The sequence below is a fragment of the Pseudomonas pseudonitroreducens genome, assembly GCF_021603645.1.
Classification (GTDB): Bacteria; Pseudomonadota; Gammaproteobacteria; order Pseudomonadales; family Pseudomonadaceae; genus Pseudomonas; species Pseudomonas pseudonitroreducens.
The window spans coordinates 212,327-230,559 of sequence record NZ_BQHJ01000004.1 but is presented as its reverse complement, the minus strand read 5'-3'; the positions used below and the strand labels follow the sequence as shown (position 1 = coordinate 230,559).

The 18,233-nt window shown below is 65.8% G+C and carries 16 protein-coding genes and 1 riboswitch; of the genes, 9 read left to right on the top strand and 7 right to left on the bottom strand.

From position 1 onward, the window contains the following. Positions 1–38: 38 nt before the first annotated feature. The 3 genes from L6D89_RS11620 to L6D89_RS11610 all read right to left on the bottom strand — a co-directional run bounded on the left by L6D89_RS11620 (position 39) and on the right by L6D89_RS11610 (position 4,480). Positions 39–2,204 carry an AAA family ATPase gene (locus tag L6D89_RS11620; protein WP_236199772.1) on the bottom strand — a complete coding sequence of 722 codons (2,166 nt, stop codon included), beginning with the start codon at positions 2,202–2,204 and terminating at the stop codon, positions 39–41. Continuing rightward, a complete protein-coding gene (locus tag L6D89_RS11615) occupies positions 2,189–3,406 on the bottom strand; it encodes a hypothetical protein (protein ID WP_236175500.1) in 1,218 nt (405 codons plus the stop codon). Before L6D89_RS11615 ends, L6D89_RS11620 begins: the two co-directional genes overlap by 16 nt. 267 nt (positions 3,407–3,673) lie before the next feature. Continuing rightward, a complete protein-coding gene (locus L6D89_RS11610; protein WP_236199771.1) occupies positions 3,674–4,480 on the bottom strand; it encodes a hypothetical protein in 807 nt (268 codons plus the stop codon). A 274-nt stretch (positions 4,481–4,754) separates the two neighbouring features. Between L6D89_RS11610 and metH the strand changes: the two genes are divergently transcribed. From metH to L6D89_RS11590, 4 genes are all read left to right on the top strand, one after another. Beyond that, a complete protein-coding gene (gene metH / locus L6D89_RS11605) occupies positions 4,755–8,447 on the top strand; it encodes a methionine synthase (RefSeq protein WP_236199770.1) in 3,693 nt (1,230 codons plus the stop codon). 188 nt (positions 8,448–8,635) lie between these two features. Further along, on the top strand, positions 8,636–8,986 hold the full coding sequence (locus L6D89_RS11600; protein WP_236175503.1) for a 50S ribosome-binding protein YggL: 351 nt from the start codon (positions 8,636–8,638) through the stop codon (positions 8,984–8,986). A 108-nt stretch (positions 8,987–9,094) separates the two neighbouring features. Continuing rightward, on the top strand, positions 9,095–9,367 hold the full coding sequence (locus tag L6D89_RS11595) for a YceK/YidQ family lipoprotein (protein ID WP_236199769.1): 273 nt from the start codon (positions 9,095–9,097) through the stop codon (positions 9,365–9,367). Positions 9,368–9,466: 99 nt separating this feature from the next. Beyond that, positions 9,467–10,828, top strand: a complete 1,362-nt coding sequence (locus L6D89_RS11590; protein WP_236199768.1) for an FAD/NAD(P)-binding protein — start codon at positions 9,467–9,469, stop codon at positions 10,826–10,828. 81 nt (positions 10,829–10,909) lie between these two features. On the opposite strand, the gene L6D89_RS11585 is transcribed toward L6D89_RS11590, so the two are convergent. From L6D89_RS11585 to L6D89_RS11570, 4 genes are all read right to left on the bottom strand, one after another. Then, positions 10,910–11,269 (bottom strand): hypothetical protein, encoded by a 360-nt coding sequence (locus L6D89_RS11585; protein ID WP_236175506.1) that lies wholly within the window; start codon positions 11,267–11,269, stop codon positions 10,910–10,912. A 71-nt stretch (positions 11,270–11,340) separates the two neighbouring features. Beyond that, complete coding sequence (locus L6D89_RS11580; RefSeq protein WP_236175507.1) at positions 11,341–11,751, bottom strand: roadblock/LC7 domain-containing protein; 411 nt, start codon at positions 11,749–11,751, stop codon at positions 11,341–11,343. Between the two features lie 32 nt (positions 11,752–11,783). Continuing rightward, on the bottom strand, positions 11,784–12,314 hold the full coding sequence (locus L6D89_RS11575) for a GTP-binding protein (protein WP_236199767.1): 531 nt from the start codon (positions 12,312–12,314) through the stop codon (positions 11,784–11,786). Next, positions 12,311–12,910: a hypothetical protein gene (locus tag L6D89_RS11570; protein WP_236175509.1), complete on the bottom strand. Its 600-nt coding sequence runs from the start codon at positions 12,908–12,910 to the stop codon at positions 12,311–12,313. Before L6D89_RS11570 ends, L6D89_RS11575 begins: the two co-directional genes overlap by 4 nt. Before the next feature lie 121 nt (positions 12,911–13,031). Next, positions 13,032–13,119, bottom strand: a riboswitch (cyclic di-GMP riboswitch). Between the two features lie 229 nt (positions 13,120–13,348). On the opposite strand from L6D89_RS11570, the gene L6D89_RS11565 reads away from it, so the two are divergent. The 5 genes from L6D89_RS11565 to L6D89_RS11545 all read left to right on the top strand — a co-directional run bounded on the left by L6D89_RS11565 (position 13,349) and on the right by L6D89_RS11545 (position 18,195). Further along, complete coding sequence (locus L6D89_RS11565; protein WP_236199766.1) at positions 13,349–14,674, top strand: MATE family efflux transporter; 1,326 nt, start codon at positions 13,349–13,351, stop codon at positions 14,672–14,674. 48 nt (positions 14,675–14,722) lie between these two features. Continuing rightward, the gene (locus L6D89_RS11560) at positions 14,723–14,938 is read left to right on the top strand and encodes a DUF2970 domain-containing protein (RefSeq protein ID WP_138525536.1); all 216 of its coding nucleotides are present in this window, start codon (positions 14,723–14,725) and stop codon (positions 14,936–14,938) included. 328 nt (positions 14,939–15,266) lie between these two features. Further along, positions 15,267–15,779 (top strand): PaaI family thioesterase, encoded by a 513-nt coding sequence (locus L6D89_RS11555; RefSeq protein ID WP_236199765.1) that lies wholly within the window; start codon positions 15,267–15,269, stop codon positions 15,777–15,779. 270 nt (positions 15,780–16,049) lie between these two features. Beyond that, positions 16,050–17,708, top strand: a complete 1,659-nt coding sequence (locus L6D89_RS11550) for a nitrite/sulfite reductase (RefSeq protein WP_236199764.1) — start codon at positions 16,050–16,052, stop codon at positions 17,706–17,708. After that, positions 17,692–18,195: a DUF934 domain-containing protein gene (locus L6D89_RS11545; RefSeq protein ID WP_236175144.1), complete on the top strand. Its 504-nt coding sequence runs from the start codon at positions 17,692–17,694 to the stop codon at positions 18,193–18,195. The genes L6D89_RS11550 and L6D89_RS11545 overlap by 17 nt, the downstream gene beginning before the upstream one ends. The last annotated feature ends 38 nt before the right edge of the window (positions 18,196–18,233 follow it).

The window sequence follows — 18,233 nt, the reverse complement described above, 5'->3', positions numbered from 1 at the left end:
CTACCAACTCATGGGCCTACCGACAGCGCGCCTTTCGGCTAGCCCGCCTCGTTGCGTAGCGCGGCCAGCTCGTGGCGCACCAGCAAGGGCAGCTCGCCCGCCTCGAACTGGCCGGCGAACAACGGCACGGCAAACTCGTAGCCATCGCCGTTGCGCTTGAGGACGAAAGCCAGTTGCAGGCGTGCCAGGGACTCCTTGAGCGCCACGGCATCGATGGACGCTCCGACCACTCCGATCAGCCCCGCGAGGCTGGTGCTGCCGTGCTGCGCGGTGTGATAGACGAGGATGCGGTCCAGGCGGCAGGCCGCTTCGTCCTGGCTCAGGCGGCCCCAGCCGGCGAGCGCGTCCTGCACTGCCTGGGAAGCCAGGGCGGCGCTGAGCTGCTGGCGCTCGATCACCCGCACGCCAGGGGGCAAGGCCTCCAGGCATTCCTGGCAGAGGATCGCGACCAGGTTGGCGCGCTGCCCGCTGGCATCCACCAGGTCATCCAGCAGGGTATCGCTGGCAAACCCCAGACGCAGGCGCGCCAGCGGCACGCTGGCCAGTTCGCGGCAGGCCTGGCGCTCCAGCGCGCCGATGGTCAGCACCTCGCCGAAGTTGCGCAGCGGCGACTGGTAGTCCAGCACGGCGGTGGCATAGAGGTCCCAGAAGCCGGCCAGCATGAACCAGCACCGGCCCTCCTCGCTCAGCGCGCGCAGGGTCGAAAGCTGCGGGTAGCCGTGGGCGGCTTCGTCGCGGAAGAACAGGTCGGCCTCGTCGATCAGCAGGAACAGGCGCTTGCCCGCTTGGTGCGTAGCGATGTGCTGGATGATCGACTCCAGCGGGCTCTCCGCTGGCAGGCCGAACTGCAGCGCCAGGCGCGGGGCGAGCCGGTGATCGCGCAGCGAGATGTAGTGACAGCTCAACTGCGGGTGGTCCTCGAGGCGCCGCTGCACAGCCTTCAACAGGCTGCTCTTGCCCAGTTGCCGACCACCGACCACCAGGTAGTTGGCCGGCTCGCGGTTGAGCACCCGCGCGAGCAGTTGGTCACGGCCGAAGAAAGAACCCGCGCGCACCACGCCGCCGCGTGTCTGGTAGGGAGATATCCGGGTCAGGCGCAACTGCGCCGCCAGCAGGCGCAGCAGCACCTCGCCGGCATTGCGAGCGAGCAGCCATTCGCTTTGCTGGCGGCTGCCGATGGCGACGAACAGGTTGCTGTGCTCGCCGCAGTAGGCCTGCAGCTCCTCCTGGTCATCGGTGGTCAGTACCAGCATGACATCCAGCCCCAGCTGCAAGGCCCGCAGGTGCTGCACGACCTGCTCCGCATCAAGCTCCGGCGCTGGCAGGTAGACCAGGCAGCGATCGAGGGAAATCGGCACGTCCGCATTCAGCTTCCACTCGCACAACACACCGGGCAGCACCCAGCCGCCGCTGGGCTGGCACGCGGCACCGAGCCTCAGCGCAAGCGCCCGGATGCGCTCGGAGCCGTCGCCACGGGCGCAGGCCAATGCCTGCTGCCAGCGCGTCGGCGTGACTCCGGCGGCGCGCAAGGTCGCCTCCCGGCGACCGAGCAGGCGGAGCAGGCGATCCACTCGCGGCAGGTCCTGCAAGGGCGTGTTCAGCAGGCGTGCAGGACGTAGCTGGATCGGCGCCAGCAACGGGTGGCGGAGCAACTGCATCAGACCGAAACAGAGGAACAACAGCGCGCATCCGGTCACGATGGCGCGCAGGGAAGTCACCAACGGGCTGTCATCATCAGCCGGCTCCCCGCGATAGCCGGTGCTGCAGCCCGGTGGCAGGAATCGCTCGTCCAGCGGTGGATTGCCGGCGCTGCAGGTCCAGTCGTTGCTGCGCGGCCGCAGGTCGATGATCACCTGCCGCCCGGCGAGGCTGCCCAGTTCGGCGCGATCGACCACGGTTGCGACCAGTCGGTAGGGCTGGGGCGACACGACCTTGAGCAGCGGGTCGCGGTTCACCGGGGCATGTGCCTGGATGTCCGCCGGCCAGCCGGCGCCGCTCAACTGAGCCTTGAGCAGCGCCGTGCGCCAGTTCAGCAGTTCGGACCACAGATCGTAGGTTGCCTCCGCCGCCAGCGCAGCATCGCGGGAGAACGGATTGAGGCGCGGCACCAGCACGGCACTGCCCAGCAGGAACGTGATCAGCGCAACCATCAGCAGGCGCTTGTAGCTGAGCGCACCACGCTGCCGGTTCAGGCCTCGACGCATGCGTCCAGCACCTGCCGACCAGTCTGGCGAATGACCTCACAGCGCCAGACCAGCCTGGCCGAGTCGCCCTGGCCACGCACGGTGATCAGGTTGTTCCAGAACAGCCGGCGCAGCTCGCCATCGGCCAGGTACGGGCTGGCGCGCCCCAGGTCAGCCGCCTCCAGGCGCTGACGCAGGCGTTCGCGTGAACTGTCGGTTTCCGCCAGCGGCAGGAAGGCTTGCCAGAGGCGTGCGCTGCGTGACAACAGCTCATGCAGCGCGCGGCGCGATTCGCTGCTGAGGCCGTCATGCTGCACCAGCCACTCCAGCCCTTCTTCCGCCAGCGCCGGGTGGCCGCCGCAGCTTTCCAGCAGCTCACCCAGCATGGCCTGGTCGAAACGCTGCTCAGGCCAGCGACGCTGGGCCAGCAGGCCGAGGTCGGCGAGGGTCAGCTCCGACCAATGGCTGACCTGGGCGATGTTCAGCAGCGACAGGTCGCCGCTGCGGTACTTCAGGTCGGCCAGCCCTTCGCCGCCGCACAGCAGCAGGTGCAGGCGACCGCTGTGCATCTCACTGAGGCTGCGCAGGATACCGGCAAGCATCTCGCGCAACTGCGGGGTGCCCTGCTCGAAGCGGCTGACCAGGCAGAACAGCCGCTCACCGGCCAGCAGGCGGCGCTCCAGCGCGGCTTCGAACTCATAATCCGAGGTAACGTCGGCAAAACCGCACTGGCGGCCGATAGCGGCAAAATAGTCGCCGCTGGCGGTGCTGGCACTGTAAGGCGGCTGGATGTGCAGCACCGACTGCTCGCCGTAAAGCGCGCGGGCGCGGCCCAGCAGCTCCTGACGGAACGGCGGCTGGCCCCAGTGCGCCTGGGACAGCAGCAGGACGATGGGATACGGCGTGAGCCTGCGCAACTGGTCGAACAGCGACTCGATATAGGGAGCGAAAGGCACGCTGCCGGCGGTTTCGGTCTGCAGCGGAAACTCCTGCTCGAACCCCGCGGCGCTGAACAGCCGATTGGTTTCCAGCTCGGTGAGGCGCAGGTAGCGGGCGCAGGCGATGAGCTTGTCGCGGGATTTGGGATTGGGTAGCGACAGGCCATTGCGCCAGTTGTTCACGGCTTCGCGGCTCAGGCCGATTTCCGTCGCCACGCCCGAGGCACTGGCGCGGATACGCCGCATGTAGAGCGTCAACAGTTGCGAGAAAGCATCCGTGTCCAAAATCGCCAATCCGTAGCTTGCGTGGGGCGGCCAGCTGCGCCGCACGCTCCATCCCTGCCGGTCTTGCGATGCTGCCGGCTTCATGATCCGGCAGGCGATCATGAAGCCCTGCCGACAGCGAGCAGGCAGATAGCCACTACCTGTCGCCGCGCGCCAGCATACGCATGGCAAGGTTTTGCGCCTAGATGGGTGCGACAGCGTTTCGCTTTTGACTGCGACGGATTTCGCATTTCGCGGTAGCGGACCGACAGGCCGGAAGCTGGCGCATCAGTCCGCGCCATCGATAGCCTCGGATTCCTCGCGCTTTTCGCTGAGGTCGCTGTACTCGACCCAGCCATAGAGCAGCGGCAGGACGATGGCGAGCAGCACACCCAGGCCCAGCCACATCCAGAACCCCTTGAAGAACACCAGGGCCAGCACGGTGAAGATCACCGCATGCAGCAGGCCCTTGGCCATCTGCCAGAGCACCAGCCCAGTCTTGATCACGCCGCCGGGGCCGACACCGGTCTGCCGCGCCACCTTGGCGATCTCGGCGATACCCTCCACCAGTGCCTTGGCTTTTTCCTCGTGCTCGCGCTCCTCTTCGATCAGCTTGCGCAGCGGCACCGGACGCGTCACACAGACGCTGGTGTCTTCCTCCCCGTCCTCGTGACGCGCGTCCAGTTGGGCGACGACAATGGGCTCGATGAAGGGTTCGCGGTGGTACAGGTCGGAGCGATTGACCAGCTTGCCGTCGAGGAAATGATGGCGCTGGGTTTCGCCGACCTGGTCGTGGAATACCTCGATCACCGCCGCGCGCAGGCCACGCTCGAACAGGCTCTCGAGCAGTACCAGCGGCAGGTTGGCGCGCACCGACGTATCGAAATCCAGGCGGATGTACTCGGGCTGTGCGCTGAATTGCTGGTTGAACCACTCGTCCTGCCAGATCCCCGACAGGTCGACGCCCAGGCGCTGCTGATAGACGAGCGACTTCTCCTGGTCGCCACGCATCAGGTTGACCAGCGACAGCACGCACAACTCGTGCGGGCCCTGCTCCTTGAAGAACAGCATCAGGGTGTTGGCGTTCTGCGACATCAGTCTCTCCTTGCGTGCGGAATCCTTGGGCGAGCAGCCAGCGACGCGAAACTTCCTCATCCTTGCTACTCAGTGCCTTGAATTCTCCCAGCAAGGCCGGTGTCAGGCAGTTCCGGACTTGTCAGGTGCGGCCGGGGCGCGGTTGACACGACGTCAAGTCAGGCGCCCCGACAACATGAGCAGAATTCATGGAAAACCGCGAACCACCGGAAAGCTGTGCAGCTTTGCTATCATCAGCGACCTTTCGCCACGCCCTTTTCCCCCAGGTATTCCAATGATCGACCGTGCCGCACGCCTGCAAGCCCTCCAGCAAGCCCTCAAGGAGCGCATCCTGATCCTCGACGGCGGCATGGGCACCATGATCCAGAGCTACAAGCTGCAGGAAGAGGACTACCGTGGCGCGCGCTTCGCCGACTGGCCGAGCGACGTGAAGGGCAACAACGACCTGCTGCTGCTCAGCCGCCCGGACGTGATCCAGGCCATCGAGAAGGCCTACCTGGACGCCGGCGCCGACATCCTCGAGACCAACACCTTCAACGCCACCCGCGTGTCGCAGGCCGACTACGACATGCAGGAGCTGGCCTACGAGATGAACGTCGAGGGCGCGCGCCTGGCCCGTGAAGTGGCCGACGCCAAGACCGCCGAGACCCCGGACCGCCCGCGCTTCGTCGCCGGCGTGCTCGGCCCGACCAGCCGCACCTGCTCGATCTCCCCGGACGTCAACGACCCCGGCTTCCGCAACGTCACCTTCGACGAACTGGTGGAGAACTACAGCGAATCCACCCGCGGCCTGATCGAGGGTGGCGCGGACCTGATCCTGATCGAGACCATCTTCGACACATTGAACGCCAAGGCCGCGATTTTCGCCGTGCAGGGCGTCTACGAAGAGCTGGGCGTCGAGCTGCCGATCATGATCTCCGGCACCATTACCGACGCCTCCGGCCGCACCCTGTCGGGCCAGACCACCGAGGCCTTCTGGAACTCGGTGCGCCACGCCAACCCAATCTCCGTCGGCCTCAACTGCGCCCTCGGTGCGAAAGAGCTGCGCCCGTACCTGGAAGAGCTGGCAACCAAGGCGGATACCCACGTCTCTGCCCACCCCAACGCCGGCCTGCCGAACGCCTTCGGCGAGTACGACGAGACCCCGGCGGAAATGGCGGTGGTCGTGGAAGAGTTCGCCGCCTCCGGCTTCCTCAACATCATCGGCGGCTGCTGCGGCACCACGCCGGGCCACATCGAGGCCATCGCCAAGGCCGTGGCCAAGTACGCCCCGCGCGCCATCCCGGAGATTCCCAAGGCCTGCCGCCTGTCCGGCCTGGAGCCCTTCACCATCGATCGCAACTCGCTGTTCGTGAACGTCGGCGAGCGCACCAACATCACCGGCTCGGCCAAGTTCGCCCGGCTGATCCGCGAGGAGAACTACGCCGAAGCGCTGGAAGTGGCGCAGCAGCAGGTGGAAGCCGGCGCCCAGGTGATCGACATCAACATGGACGAAGGCATGCTGGATTCACAGGCAGCCATGGTGCGGTTCCTCAACCTGATCGCTTCCGAGCCGGACATCTCCCGCGTGCCGATCATGATCGACTCCTCCAAGTGGGAGGTGATCGAAGCCGGCCTGAAGTGCATCCAGGGCAAGGGCATCGTCAACTCCATCTCCATGAAGGAAGGCGTCGAGCAGTTCAAGCACCACGCCCGCCTGTGCAAGCGCTATGGCGCTGCCGTGGTGGTGATGGCCTTCGACGAAGCCGGCCAGGCCGACACCCAGGCGCGCAAGGAAGAAATCTGCCAGCGCTCCTACGACATCCTGGTCAACGAAGTGGGCTTCCCACCGGAAGACATCATCTTCGACCCGAACATCTTCGCGGTCGCCACCGGCATCGAGGAACACAACAACTACGCGGTCGACTTCATCGAGGCCTGCGCCTACATCCGCGACAACCTGCCCTACGCGCTGACGTCGGGCGGGGTGTCCAACGTGTCGTTCTCGTTCCGTGGCAACAACCCGGTGCGCGAGGCGATCCACTCGGTGTTCCTCTACTACGCGATCCAGAACGGCCTGACGATGGGCATCGTCAACGCCGGCCAGCTGGAGATCTACGACGAGATCCCCAAGGAGCTGCGCGACAAGGTCGAGGACGTGGTGCTCAACCGCAGCCCGGACGCCACCGAAGCGCTGCTGGCCATCGCCGACAACTACAAGGGCGGCGGCGCGGTCAAGGAAGTCGAGAACGAGGAATGGCGCAGCCATAGCGTCGAGAAGCGCCTGGAGCATGCGCTGGTCAAGGGCATCACCACCTTCATCGTCGAAGACACCGAGGAATGCCGGCAGAAGTGCGCGCGCCCCATCGAGGTCATCGAAGGCCCGCTGATGTCCGGCATGAACGTGGTCGGTGACCTGTTCGGCGCTGGCAAGATGTTCCTCCCGCAGGTGGTGAAATCCGCCCGCGTGATGAAGCAGGCCGTGGCGCACCTGATCCCCTTCATCGAGGCGGAAAAAGGCGACAAGCCAGAAGCCAAGGGCAAGATCCTCATGGCCACGGTGAAGGGTGATGTCCACGACATCGGCAAGAACATCGTCGGCGTGGTGCTGGGCTGCAACGGCTACGACATCGTCGACCTGGGCGTGATGGTCCCGGCGGAGAAGATCCTGCAGACCGCCCGCGAGCAGAAGTGCGACATCATCGGCCTGTCCGGCCTGATCACCCCGTCGCTGGACGAGATGGTCCACGTCGCCAAGGAAATGCAGCGGCAGAACTTCAGCCTGCCGCTGCTGATCGGCGGCGCCACCACTTCCAAGGCGCATACCGCGGTGAAGATCGACCCGCAGTACAGCAACGACGCGGTGGTCTACGTCACCGACGCCTCCCGCGCGGTGGGCGTGGCGACCACCCTGCTGTCCAAGGAAATGAAGCCCGAGTACGCCCGCAAGCTGCGCGAAGAGTACGCGGAAGTCCGCGAACGCACCGCCAACCGCAGCGCGCGCACCGAGCGCCTGAGCTACGAACAGGCCATCGCCGCCAAGCCGAAGTTCGACTGGGCCGGCTACCAGCCGCCGGTGCCGAGCTTCACCGGCGTCAAGGTGCTGGATGAAATCGATCTCAACGTGCTGGCCGAGTACATCGACTGGACGCCCTTCTTCATCTCCTGGGACCTGGCCGGCAAGTACCCGCGCATCCTCACCGACGAAGTCGTGGGCGAAGCGGCAACCAGCCTGTTCAACGACGCCCAGGCGATGCTGAAGAAGCTGATCGACGAGAAGCTCATTCGCGCCAAGGCCGTCTTCGGCTTCTGGCCGGCCAACCAGGTGCACCACGACGACCTGGAAGTCTATGGCGACGACGGCCACAAGCTGGCCACCCTGCACCACCTGCGCCAGCAGACCATCAAGCCCGACGGCAAGCCGAACTTCAGCCTGGCCGACTTCGTCGCGCCCAAGGACAGCGGCGTGAAGGACTACGTCGGTGGCTTCATCACCACCGCCGGCATCGGTGCCGAGGAAGTGGCCAAGGCCTACGAGGCCAAGGGCGACGACTACAGCGCGATCATGGTCAAGGCGCTGGCCGACCGCCTCGCCGAAGCCTGCGCCGAGTGGCTGCACGAGCGCGTGCGCAAGGAATACTGGGGTTACCAGCCCGAGGAGCACCTGGACAACGAGGCGCTGATCAAGGAGCAGTACGTCGGCATCCGCCCGGCGCCCGGCTACCCGGCCTGCCCGGACCACACCGAGAAGGGCACGCTGTTCCAGCTGCTCGATCCGCAGGGCCTGTCTGGCGTGACCCTGACCGAGCACTACGCGATGTTCCCCGCCGCCGCCGTCAGCGGCTGGTACTTCGCCCACCCGCAGGCGCAGTACTTCGCCGTCGGCAAGCTCGACAAGGACCAGATCGAACGCTACAGCGCGCGCAAGGACCAGGAGATCGGCACCAGCGAGCGCTGGCTGTCGCCGAACCTGGGCTACGACAACTGATCTGACGCCCCACGCCGCAGCCGGGCCTACCCGGCGCGGCGGTTTCGTCAGGCAGGTCCGCGGCCTGGGAAAAGCTTCGCTGCATATCCTGCGCAGATGCGGGATAATCCCGCCATCCTGGGCACCCCCAGGGCACAACGGATCGAAGCCGGCCACCCGCCAGGCTTCCGCTGAAGAGAGAATCACAGATGAAATACCTCACCCCCGAACAAATGGCCAAACCGCGCAAACGCCGCCTGCTGAAGAAGCTGCGCCTGGGCGAGTTCCAGGAGTTCGGCTTCAGCCTCGAAGTGAACTACAGCGGCGACCTGGATGACGTGCTCGACCAGTGGATCGCCTTCGTCGAAGCCGAAGGCTGGGTCTTCGTCGGCGGCGCCACCGAAGACGGCGAGTTCACCGGCTACCTGTGCCTGAACGACGTCGGCAGCCTGACCGAAGCCGACCGCGAGACCACTCGCCTGTGGCTGGAAAAGCAGTCCTGGGTGAAATCCTTCGAACTGGGCGAGCTGAGCGACTGCTGGCACGGCCTGTTCGAATAAGTGACACGCAAGGGCGGCTATTCTGGCCGCCCTTTCCGAATCGTCTGATACAACCTCGGCTGCTTCAGCGGCATCTTTCGACGCACGCCCTCACCGTCGAAATTTCCCATGCGCAATTTCCTGATAAGCCTGCTCATCGCCAGCGCAATCTCCGGCTGTGGCACCGTGATTACCCGCGTCGACAATAACCACTGGACGCACGACACCTACTACAAGGGCCTGCAGGCCGACGCCAAGCTGCTCACCGGCAACGTCAGCACGGGGTACGCTCCGGTCACGCTGTTCTGCTGGATGAGTATCGTCTGCCCGATCGTTACCGTGGTTTCAATGCCAGTGGATGCGCTCGTCGACACCCTGGCGCTGCCCTTCGATCACCCATAGCGGGCCTCGGCGCCTCGCGCCCCTGCATCTGATTGCCACGATTGCCAGCAAGCCTCTGCTCTGCGACCCTGCCCCGGTTCGAAACAAGGAGCGGGTTGCATGGAACACATCGCCATCATCGGTAGCGGATTCTGCGGCACGGCACTGGCCATCCAGTTGCTGCGCAGGGCAAAAGGGCCGCTACGACTCAGTCTGATCAACCGCTCCGGCCGCCTGGCTCGCGGCCTGGCCTACGGCACCCGCTCAGCCAGCCACATTCTCAATGTGCCCGCCGAGCGCATGAGCCTGTTCCCCGACCAGCCGTCAGACTTCCTTGAATTCGCGCGCAAACAGATGCCCGAAGCGAAGCCCGGCGACTTCCTGCCGCGCCGTTTCTACGGCGACTACCTGCAGGACCGTCTCGGCCACGCCATCGCCGAAGCTTCGCCTGGCGTGCGCTTCAGCAGTCTCTGCCAGCAAGTGCTGGAGCTGACCGATCAGGGCGATCACCTGCGCCTGCTGCTCGATGACGGCCAGCCGCTGGATAGCCGCAAGGTCATCATCGCCACCGGCAACTTCGCCCCCGCCACCCCCGGCCCGCTCAAGCCCCTGGAAGGGTCACCGCGCTATCTCCGCGACCCCTGGGCGCCGGGTGCGCTGGAAAGCATTCCTGCTGCTGCCTCCGTCCTGCTGCTGGGCACCGGCCTGACCATGTACGACATGGCTCTCGCGCTGCAGGACCAGGGGCACGCCGGCCCGCTGCTCGCGCTGTCACGCCGCGCCCTCCTGCCACAGGCGCATCGCGACAACGCCAGCCATCCCCTGCTGCCGGAGCTGCCGGCAACCTTCCTCCGGGACATGGGGCTGAACCAGCGGCTGCGCGAGCTGCGCCAACTGATCCGCCAGGCCGCGGCGGACGGTCACGATTGGCGTGACGTGATCGCCGCGCTGCGCCCCGCCACACCACAACTCTGGCAGGCACTGGACGACAACGAACGCAGTCGCTTCCTGCGCCATCTGCAAACCTACTGGGACGTCCATCGCCACCGTGCCGCGCCGCCAGTGGCCAAGCGCATCGATGACCTGCGTGGCAGCGCTCAGCTGCAGGTACAGGCTGGCCGGGTGCTTGCCGCCAGCGCATCAGCAAGTGGCATCGAACTGGAAGTCCGCCTTCGCGGCGCGAAGCAATCGCAACGACAGCGCTTCGATTACCTGATCAACTGCACCGGGCCCTGCACCAACCTGAGTACCGTGAACGAGCCGCTGCTCAGCGGCTTGCTGGATCGCGGCGTGATCCGCCAGGACCGGCAAGGGCTGGGGCTGGAAACCGACAGCGGCTTCCGCCTGCTTGACGAGAACGGCGCGGCCAATCCGAACCTCTACCTGCTCAGCCCGATGCTGCGCGCCAGCCACTGGGAAGCGACCGCCGTGCCGGAGTTGCGCGGGCACGCCGCGCGCCTGGCCGAATTGCTGCTGGGCTGAAACGCAGCTGGCCCGCGAGGGGCCAGCCGAGCTCGACGATGGTGGGCGGACCTCCCCGTCCGCCCACCGCTGAGGCAGGCTTCAGATCGCCATCTGCCCCTCCACCTCCTGCAACTTGCGTCGGGCCAGCGCCAGGTTGGCTTTGACCTTGTCCAGCACGTAGTACATGAATACGCCCTCGTGCTTGGTCATCGGGCGGATGATGTGGTACTGGCGGCCGAGGGTGATGAGGATGTCCTCGATCACATCGTTGAGCGCCAGGGATTTCATGGTCTTGAGCTTGGCACGAACCACCTCGGTATTGCCCGCCGCCGCCAGTTCCAGGTCCACGCCACCACCGGCCTGTCCGAGCAGCATGCCGCTCTTGGCATCCACCACGGCCGACGCCAGGGCACCATCCAGGTTCAGCAGTTCGTCCAGCGATTGTTGCAGTGCTGCCATAGCGATTACTCCTCGAGTGCGCGTCCTGTTTTAAGGGCCTCGTAGCCGCGCGCGCCACGAAGCCTTATGTCTCAGCCGAGCAGCGAGATATCCGCCAGTCGGGTTGCCGCCCTCTTGGCCTGGTAGAGCACCTGCCCGAGCATTTCCTCGCGATCGGCGACCAGGTTGAGGATCATCGGATAGCTTGGATGCGGGATATCGACGATGACGATGTAGCCCTCGCTGGCCTCGACTATCACGTTCTGGTGCGGCCCGACCTCACTTTCCTGGCCGACCATGGCGCCGAGCGCCGAGATCGAGCAGGCCATCGCCGCCAGCTTGGATACCTCCAGCCCCTTGCCGGCGCGGGAAGCCACTTCGAAGCCGTCGGTGGTGGCGATCACCGCTGCGCTCAGCCTGCCCAGGCTGGCGCCGAGTTCGTCCAGCGCCTGTTCGGCATCGTTGCGCAGTCTTTCCGGCAGGCTCATCAGGGCGTGTTCCATGGTCGACTCCAGTCGGTTGCGAACCTCGGACCTCAGGCCGCCGTGCATTCCAGTTGCAGCAGGAGCAGGTCAAGCAGCAGGCGCACCTGCTCCGCTTCGCGAACATCCACCTCCACCACCGGAAAGGCGTACCCGGCTTGCGCCAGGGCGGCGGCGTAATCGTCCAGGCCGGGATGGGAATTCTCCGGCAGACGGCCAACCCCCACTACGCAGGGCGCCTGGGCAATGCAGTCGGCGAAGCCGTCGAGATAGACGCGCAGGTCGCCCAGCGGATCGGGCCGCGAATTGTCGATCAGGATCACCAGCCCCAGCGCACCGCGCGCGAGGATTCCCCACATGAAGGCGAACCGCTCCTGGCCGGGGGTGCCATACAGACGCAAGCGCTCGTCGGGGCCGAGCAGCACTTCGCCGTAATCCAGGCCGACGGTGGTGCGCGCCTTGTCCACGCTCGGGTCGTTGTTCTGCACATCGGTACTGACCGGCTCGATATCGCTGATCGCGGCGATGGCAGTGGTCTTGCCAGCGCCCATGGTGCCGGTAAAGAGAATCTTGTACTCCCTCATCGGCCAGCCTCCGCAGCACCGCCCAGGCCCAGGTGGCGGCGGATGCGCGCCAACAGGCCGACAGGCGCGGCAACCTGGCGGACGGGCGCCGCGGGGAGGCTCTCAGCGTCTTCAAGCAGCTCCTGGGCGGCCATCAGGCGGACGAAGCTCTCCGCCACCTGGCGCTGCACGCCAGAGCGCTCGCACAGTTCGTCGAGGCTCATCGCCCGGGCACACAGCAGCGTAGCCAGCCGCACGTAGCGATGATCGCCCTTGAGCAGGGAAGCCGCTGGCCAGTGCTTCAGGCGCAGCGCCGTACCGGGTAGCGCCGTTGGCCGCTGGCCAATGGCGCGGGCAGCACGCTCCAGGCAGTCGAAGACTTCGCTGGCGCGCAGCGGCCAGTGCACCCAGAAAGGCTCGCCCTCGGCGGTGCGCAACTGCACCCGCGGCTCGCCTTCATATCCTTCGACCAGCAGGTCCGGCGAGCCGTCGACGTAGGCCCAGGCCGCCAGCGTACGACCGCTGAGCAAGCCGACGATGGACTTGAACACCACCTGATCCCGCAACGCCATCCGGGCGAACCCGTAGGTGTATTGAACCTGATACGGCTGATTCATCGGCGCGCTCCCTTGGGCCAACAAACACCATCAACCTGCACGGGTTGATCAGGAGGCTCACCGGGACGTTGGAAGATGCCGAGCACAAGCTCGCAGAGGGCGCGGACGAAAGTCCGGCCTGCTTGGCAACCCCGCGGTCATGGCCCTTGCGGGCGTTAGATCGGTGGCTTTGCGTCCCTGGCTTTCGCACAGGTTTGCCCTGGTCAATTGAATTTCAGCGTAGTACGCCGCTTTCGTTCGCCAAGCCGAAAAAACGTGACGCACCTCACACAAACATCGGAAATATCACCGGAACAACTTCGCAATGTTCGTAGGCATATTCCGCCCCAAAAGGGAGCAGGAAGCCTGCCCTTCGGCTAGGATTTCCCACAGCGGCGCCCCACCGGCACGGCCCGCCGGATGTCCACAACAAGCCGGAATTCACTGCCCCGAGACGCCATGCTAGAGCGCCAGCGGTTCCAGAACATTCTCAGCCTGGGCCTGCCGATCATCGGCGGCATGCTCAGCCAGAGCCTGCTCAACCTGGTGGATGCCGCCATGGTCGGCCACCTCGGGGAGAAGTCCCTGGCCGGGGTCGGCATCGGCAGCTACGCCAACTTCGTCGCCATTTCCCTGGTGATGGGCCTGGGCGCCGGTGTGCAGGCGCTGGTAGCGCGCCGCCGAGGCGAAGGCCGCAACGATGAACTGGCCGCGCCGTTGAACTGCGGGCTGCTGGTGGCGCTGGGCCTGTCGCTGCCGATCACACTGATCTGCCTGCTGTGCGCCGAGCCAATCATCCGGGCCCTGTCCAGCGATCCCGACGTGCTGGCAGTCGGCATCCCCTACTTCGAGTGGCGCGCGCTGTCGGTGCTCGCGGTCGGCCTGAACTTCTCCTTCCGTGGCTACTGGAACGGTACCCGGCGCTCCGGCATGTACATGCGCACCCTGGTGGTGATGCACCTGGCCAACGCGGCGATCAGCTACAGCCTGATCCACGGCCTGTTCGGCCTGCCGCGCATGGGCGCGGTGGGCAGCGGCCTGGGCACCACGCTGGCGTTGTACATCGGCTCACTGATCTACGCCTGGATCACCTGGCGCGATACCCGCTCCCAGGGCTGCCACCCGCGCCTGCCGAGCGAGCGGGATATCCGCACGCTGTTGCGCCTGTCGCTGCCCAACTCGCTGCAGCAGTTCTTCTTCGCCGCCGGCATCACCCTGCTGTTCTGGATCATCGCCCAGGTCGGCACCCGCGAACTGGCCGTGGCCCACGTGCTGATCAACCTGGCGCTGTTCCTGATCCTCCCCGGCGTCGGCCTGGGCATGGCGGCAACCACCCTGGTCAGCCAGAGCATGGGCGAGCGCGACTTCGACAGCGCGCACCGCTGGGGCTGGGACGTGGTGAAGGTGGCGGCCTGCGGGCTGGCGCTGCTGGGGGCGCCGTTCTGGATATTCCCCGAGGCCATCCTACGGCTGTTCGTCAGCGACCCTGCGCTGATCGAACTGGGCCGGATGCCACTGATGCTGACCGGCATGGGCATGGTGATCGACGCCACGGCGCTGGTACTGACCCAGGCGTTGCTGGGCGCGGGGGCCGTGCGCACGGTGATGGCGGTCAGCCTGGGCAATCAGTGGCTGTTCTTCCTGCCGCTGGCCTATCTGGTCGGCCCGGTACTGGGCGGCGGCCTGCTGGCGATCTGGAGCATGCAGATTCTGCAGCGCGGGCTGGCCTCGGCGATCTTCGCGGTGATGTGGCAGAAGCGCCAGTGGACGCAGATCGAACTCTAGCGCCAGCTCCGTCAGGAGCTAGGCTTGCAGGCAAAAGGAGGATGAACGATGGACGAGCAACAGAACAAGCCGCCGACCTTCTGGCAGATGCTCCACAGCGTACTGGCCGCGGCCTTCGGCGTGCAGAGCGGGCGCAACCGCGCGCGCGACTTCACCCACGGCAAGCCGAGCCACTTCATCGCCATGGGCATTCTCTTCACGCTGGTCTTCGTGCTGCTGCTCTACGGGCTGGTGCAACTGGTGCTGCATTTCGCCGGCCTGTAAAGGCCTGCCGAGGAAGGAGGTACCAGGCGGGCCGCAGGACGACCCGCCGGCACCGCTGTCACTGGTGGCTGACCCAGAACACGGCGGTCGCAACCACCAGCAGGATCAGGATGAATGCGGCGCGGGCATCGACGACGCTGTCGCTGGTCTTGTTGGACGTTTCTTCGCTCATGCTTCCCCCATCTTCTCGTTATTGGCTGAAGGACCACAGGCGAGAGTTAAGACCAGCCCAGCCCTCCTCTCAAGCAAGCCCGCCCTTTTCGCGTCCGGGCGAATGCCGTTAGGCTGCGTCCCCGACACGCACAGATGACAAGAACAAGGAAGGGCCATGCAAATCGATTCACTGCCAACTCCCGATTCGCTGCAGGACCGGGTCGCACCGGAAGGCGTCTGCTACGGCTGCGGCGGCAGCAACCCGCACGGGCTGCACATCAAGAGCCGCTGGCACGAGGACGGCATTCACGTCGTCGCCGAGCACCTGCCCGAAGCCAAGTACTGCGGCTGGCCGGAACTGGTCTACGGCGGCCTGATCGCCATGCTGGTGGACTGCCACTCGAACTGGACCGCCATGGCCTACCACTACCGCGCCGAGGGCCGCGAGCCGGGCAGCCTGCCGCGTATCGACTGCGTCACCGGCAACCTCGGCATCAAGTACATCAAGCCGACGCCCATGGGCGTACCGCTGACCCTCAAGGCCCATGTGGAAGGCGAGATCGGCCGCAAGAGCCGGATCATCTGCGAGGTCTATGCCGGCGATGTGCTGACCTGCATCGGCGACTCGATCTTCGTCCGTGTCGACACCTCGCAACTGCGCGACGCCGCCCACGGCCGCGACGCCTGATCGACTGCCAACTGCGTCGCTGCCGTTTGAAATGGATATAAAGGGCAGCGCCGCAACGGCGAGCCCGGGCACCGGCGCAAGCCCCCGTCCCGCCTGAGCCTCAGGCCTGGCGCGGCTTAGATCCGAAAGTTCTCGCCATATACTCAAACATCACTTTTGCGCATATTCCCGAACTGGTATCGTGCGCCCCACTCCGCGTGGAGCGCGTTGCCGTGCGCGCTGGGAAACGCAGTACGCCCTGAGCGCTATAGCCTGACAGCAGGATGATTCATGTACGTATATGACGAATACGATCAGAGGATCGTAGAAGATCGCGTCAAGCAGTTCCGCGATCAGACCCACCGTTACCTGGCGGGCGAACTGACCGGCGAGGAATTCCGCCCGCTGCGTCTGCAGAATGGCCTGTACATCCAGCGCTACGCGCCCATGCTGCGAGTGGCTGTGCCTTACGGCCTGCTGTCCTCCCGGCAGGTTCGCAAGCTGGCGCAGATCGCCCGCGACTACGACAAGGGCTACGCCCACATCAGCACCCGCCAGAACGTCCAGTACAACTGGCCGGAGCTGGAAGATGTGCCGGAAATCCTCGCCGAGCTGGCCACCGTGCAGATGCACGCGATCCAGACCAGCGGCAACTGCATCCGCAACACCACCACCGACCAGTTCGCCGGCGTCGCCCGTGACGAACTCGTCGATCCGCGCCCCTGGTGCGAGATCATCCGCCAGTGGTCGACCTTCCACCCCGAATTCGCCCACCTGCCGCGCAAGTTCAAGATCGCCGTCAACGGCGCCGTGAGCGACCGCGCCGCCATCGAGGTGCACGACATCGGCCTGGAAGCGGTGCAGAACGAAGCCGGCGAACTGGGCTTCCGCGTCTCCGTCGGCGGCGGCCTGGGCCGTACCCCGATCGTCGGCAGCTTCATCAATGAGTTCCTGCCCTGGCAACACCTGCTGTCCTACCTGGACGCCATCCTGCGCGTGTACAACCGCTATGGCCGTCGGGACAACAAATACAAGGCGCGCATCAAGATCCTGGTCAAGGCGCTGACGCCGGAAGTCTTCGCCCAGAAGGTCGACGCCGAATGGGCGCACCTGAAGGACGGCCCGAGCACCCTGACCGACGCCGAACTGCAGCGCGTAGCCGCGCACTTCGTCGATCCGGCCTACCAGGCCCTGGAAGACCAGGACGCCGCCCTCGCCCAACTGGACGCCGAGAACCCCGGCTTCGCCCGCTGGCGCAGCCGCAACACCTTCGCCCACAAGAAGCCCGGCTACGTCGCCGTGACCCTGTCGCTCAAGCCCACCGGCGTGGCGCCTGGCGACATCACCGACAAGCAACTGGACGCAGTCGCCGACCTCGCCGACCGCTACAGCTTCGGCGAAGTGCGCAACAGCCATAACCAGAACATCATCCTCGCCGACGTCGAGCAGGCGCAGCTGTTCACCCTCTGGGGCGAACTGCGCGAGAACGGTTTCGCTACCCCGAACGTGGGCCTGCTGACCGACCTTATCTGCTGCCCGGGCGGCGACTTCTGCTCCCTGGCCAACGCCAAGTCGCTGCCGGTGGCCGAAGCCATCCAGCGTCGTTTCGACGATCTCGACTACCTGTTCGACATCGGCGATCTCGACCTGAACATCTCCGGCTGCATGAACGCCTGCGGCCACCACCACGTGGGCCACATCGGCATCCTCGGCGTGGACAAGAAGGGTGAGGAGTTCTACCAGGTCTCCCTCGGCGGCAGCGCCAGCCGTGAGGCCAGCCTCGCGCAGATCCTCGGCCCGTCCTTCGCCCAGGAGCAGATGGCCGACGTGATCGAGAAGATCATCAACGTCTACGTGGAACAGCGCACCGAAGAGGAACGTTTCCTCGATACCTACCGTCGCATCGGCATCGACCCCTTCAAGGAGCGCGTATATGCAGCGAATCATTAAGCACCGCGAGGTCGTCGACGACCGCTGGCACCTGCTGCCCAAGGACGCGACCCTCGAGACCGTGCCCAACTGCGACGACGTGATCATCCCGCTGAACCTGTGGCTGGAACACGGCCCGGCCCTGCGCGGTCGCGACGGCGGCCTGGGCGTTTGGCTGGATGCGGACGAAGAGCCCGAAGCCATCGCCGGCGACCTGGACAAGTTCAAGGTCATCGCCGTGAACTTCCCCGCCTTCACCGACGGCCGCGGCTTCAGCACCGCGCGCCTGCTGCGCGAGCGCTTCGGCTACAAGGGCGAAGTGCGCGCCATCGGCGATGTCCTGCGCGACCAGTTGTTCTTCATGCAGAGCTGCGGCTTCGACGCCTACGCCATCCGCGCCGACCGCGACCCGCAAGCGGCGCTGGCTGGCCTGGACGACTTCAGCGAGGTCTACCAGACCTCGGTGACCCAGCCGCAACCGCTGTTCCGTCGCCGCCAGCTGGCCTGATCCGGCCGACTGCTTCAACGGCATGAAAAAGCCCCGCA

What these genes read in the sequence shown, in the direction of transcription:
- L6D89_RS11620 (WP_236199772.1), bottom strand. Translation starts at nt 2,204, where the DNA reads ATGCGTCGAGGCCTGAACCGGCAGCGTGGTGCGCTCAGCTACAAGCGC.
- L6D89_RS11610 (WP_236199771.1), bottom strand. Translation starts at nt 4,480, where the DNA reads ATGTCGCAGAACGCCAACACCCTGATGCTGTTCTTCAAGGAGCAGGGC.
- metH (WP_236199770.1), top strand. Translation starts at nt 4,755, where the DNA reads ATGATCGACCGTGCCGCACGCCTGCAAGCCCTCCAGCAAGCCCTCAAG.
- L6D89_RS11600 (WP_236175503.1), top strand. Translation starts at nt 8,636, where the DNA reads ATGAAATACCTCACCCCCGAACAAATGGCCAAACCGCGCAAACGCCGC.
- L6D89_RS11595 (WP_236199769.1), top strand. Translation starts at nt 9,095, where the DNA reads ATGCGCAATTTCCTGATAAGCCTGCTCATCGCCAGCGCAATCTCCGGC.
- L6D89_RS11590 (WP_236199768.1), top strand. Translation starts at nt 9,467, where the DNA reads ATGGAACACATCGCCATCATCGGTAGCGGATTCTGCGGCACGGCACTG.
- L6D89_RS11585 (WP_236175506.1), bottom strand. Translation starts at nt 11,269, where the DNA reads ATGGCAGCACTGCAACAATCGCTGGACGAACTGCTGAACCTGGATGGT.
- L6D89_RS11580 (WP_236175507.1), bottom strand. Translation starts at nt 11,751, where the DNA reads ATGGAACACGCCCTGATGAGCCTGCCGGAAAGACTGCGCAACGATGCC.
- L6D89_RS11575 (WP_236199767.1), bottom strand. Translation starts at nt 12,314, where the DNA reads ATGAGGGAGTACAAGATTCTCTTTACCGGCACCATGGGCGCTGGCAAG.
- L6D89_RS11570 (WP_236175509.1), bottom strand. Translation starts at nt 12,910, where the DNA reads ATGAATCAGCCGTATCAGGTTCAATACACCTACGGGTTCGCCCGGATG.
- L6D89_RS11565 (WP_236199766.1), top strand. Translation starts at nt 13,349, where the DNA reads ATGCTAGAGCGCCAGCGGTTCCAGAACATTCTCAGCCTGGGCCTGCCG.
- L6D89_RS11560 (WP_138525536.1), top strand. Translation starts at nt 14,723, where the DNA reads ATGGACGAGCAACAGAACAAGCCGCCGACCTTCTGGCAGATGCTCCAC.
- L6D89_RS11555 (WP_236199765.1), top strand. Translation starts at nt 15,267, where the DNA reads ATGCAAATCGATTCACTGCCAACTCCCGATTCGCTGCAGGACCGGGTC.
- L6D89_RS11550 (WP_236199764.1), top strand. Translation starts at nt 16,050, where the DNA reads ATGTACGTATATGACGAATACGATCAGAGGATCGTAGAAGATCGCGTC.
- L6D89_RS11545 (WP_236175144.1), top strand. Translation starts at nt 17,692, where the DNA reads ATGCAGCGAATCATTAAGCACCGCGAGGTCGTCGACGACCGCTGGCAC.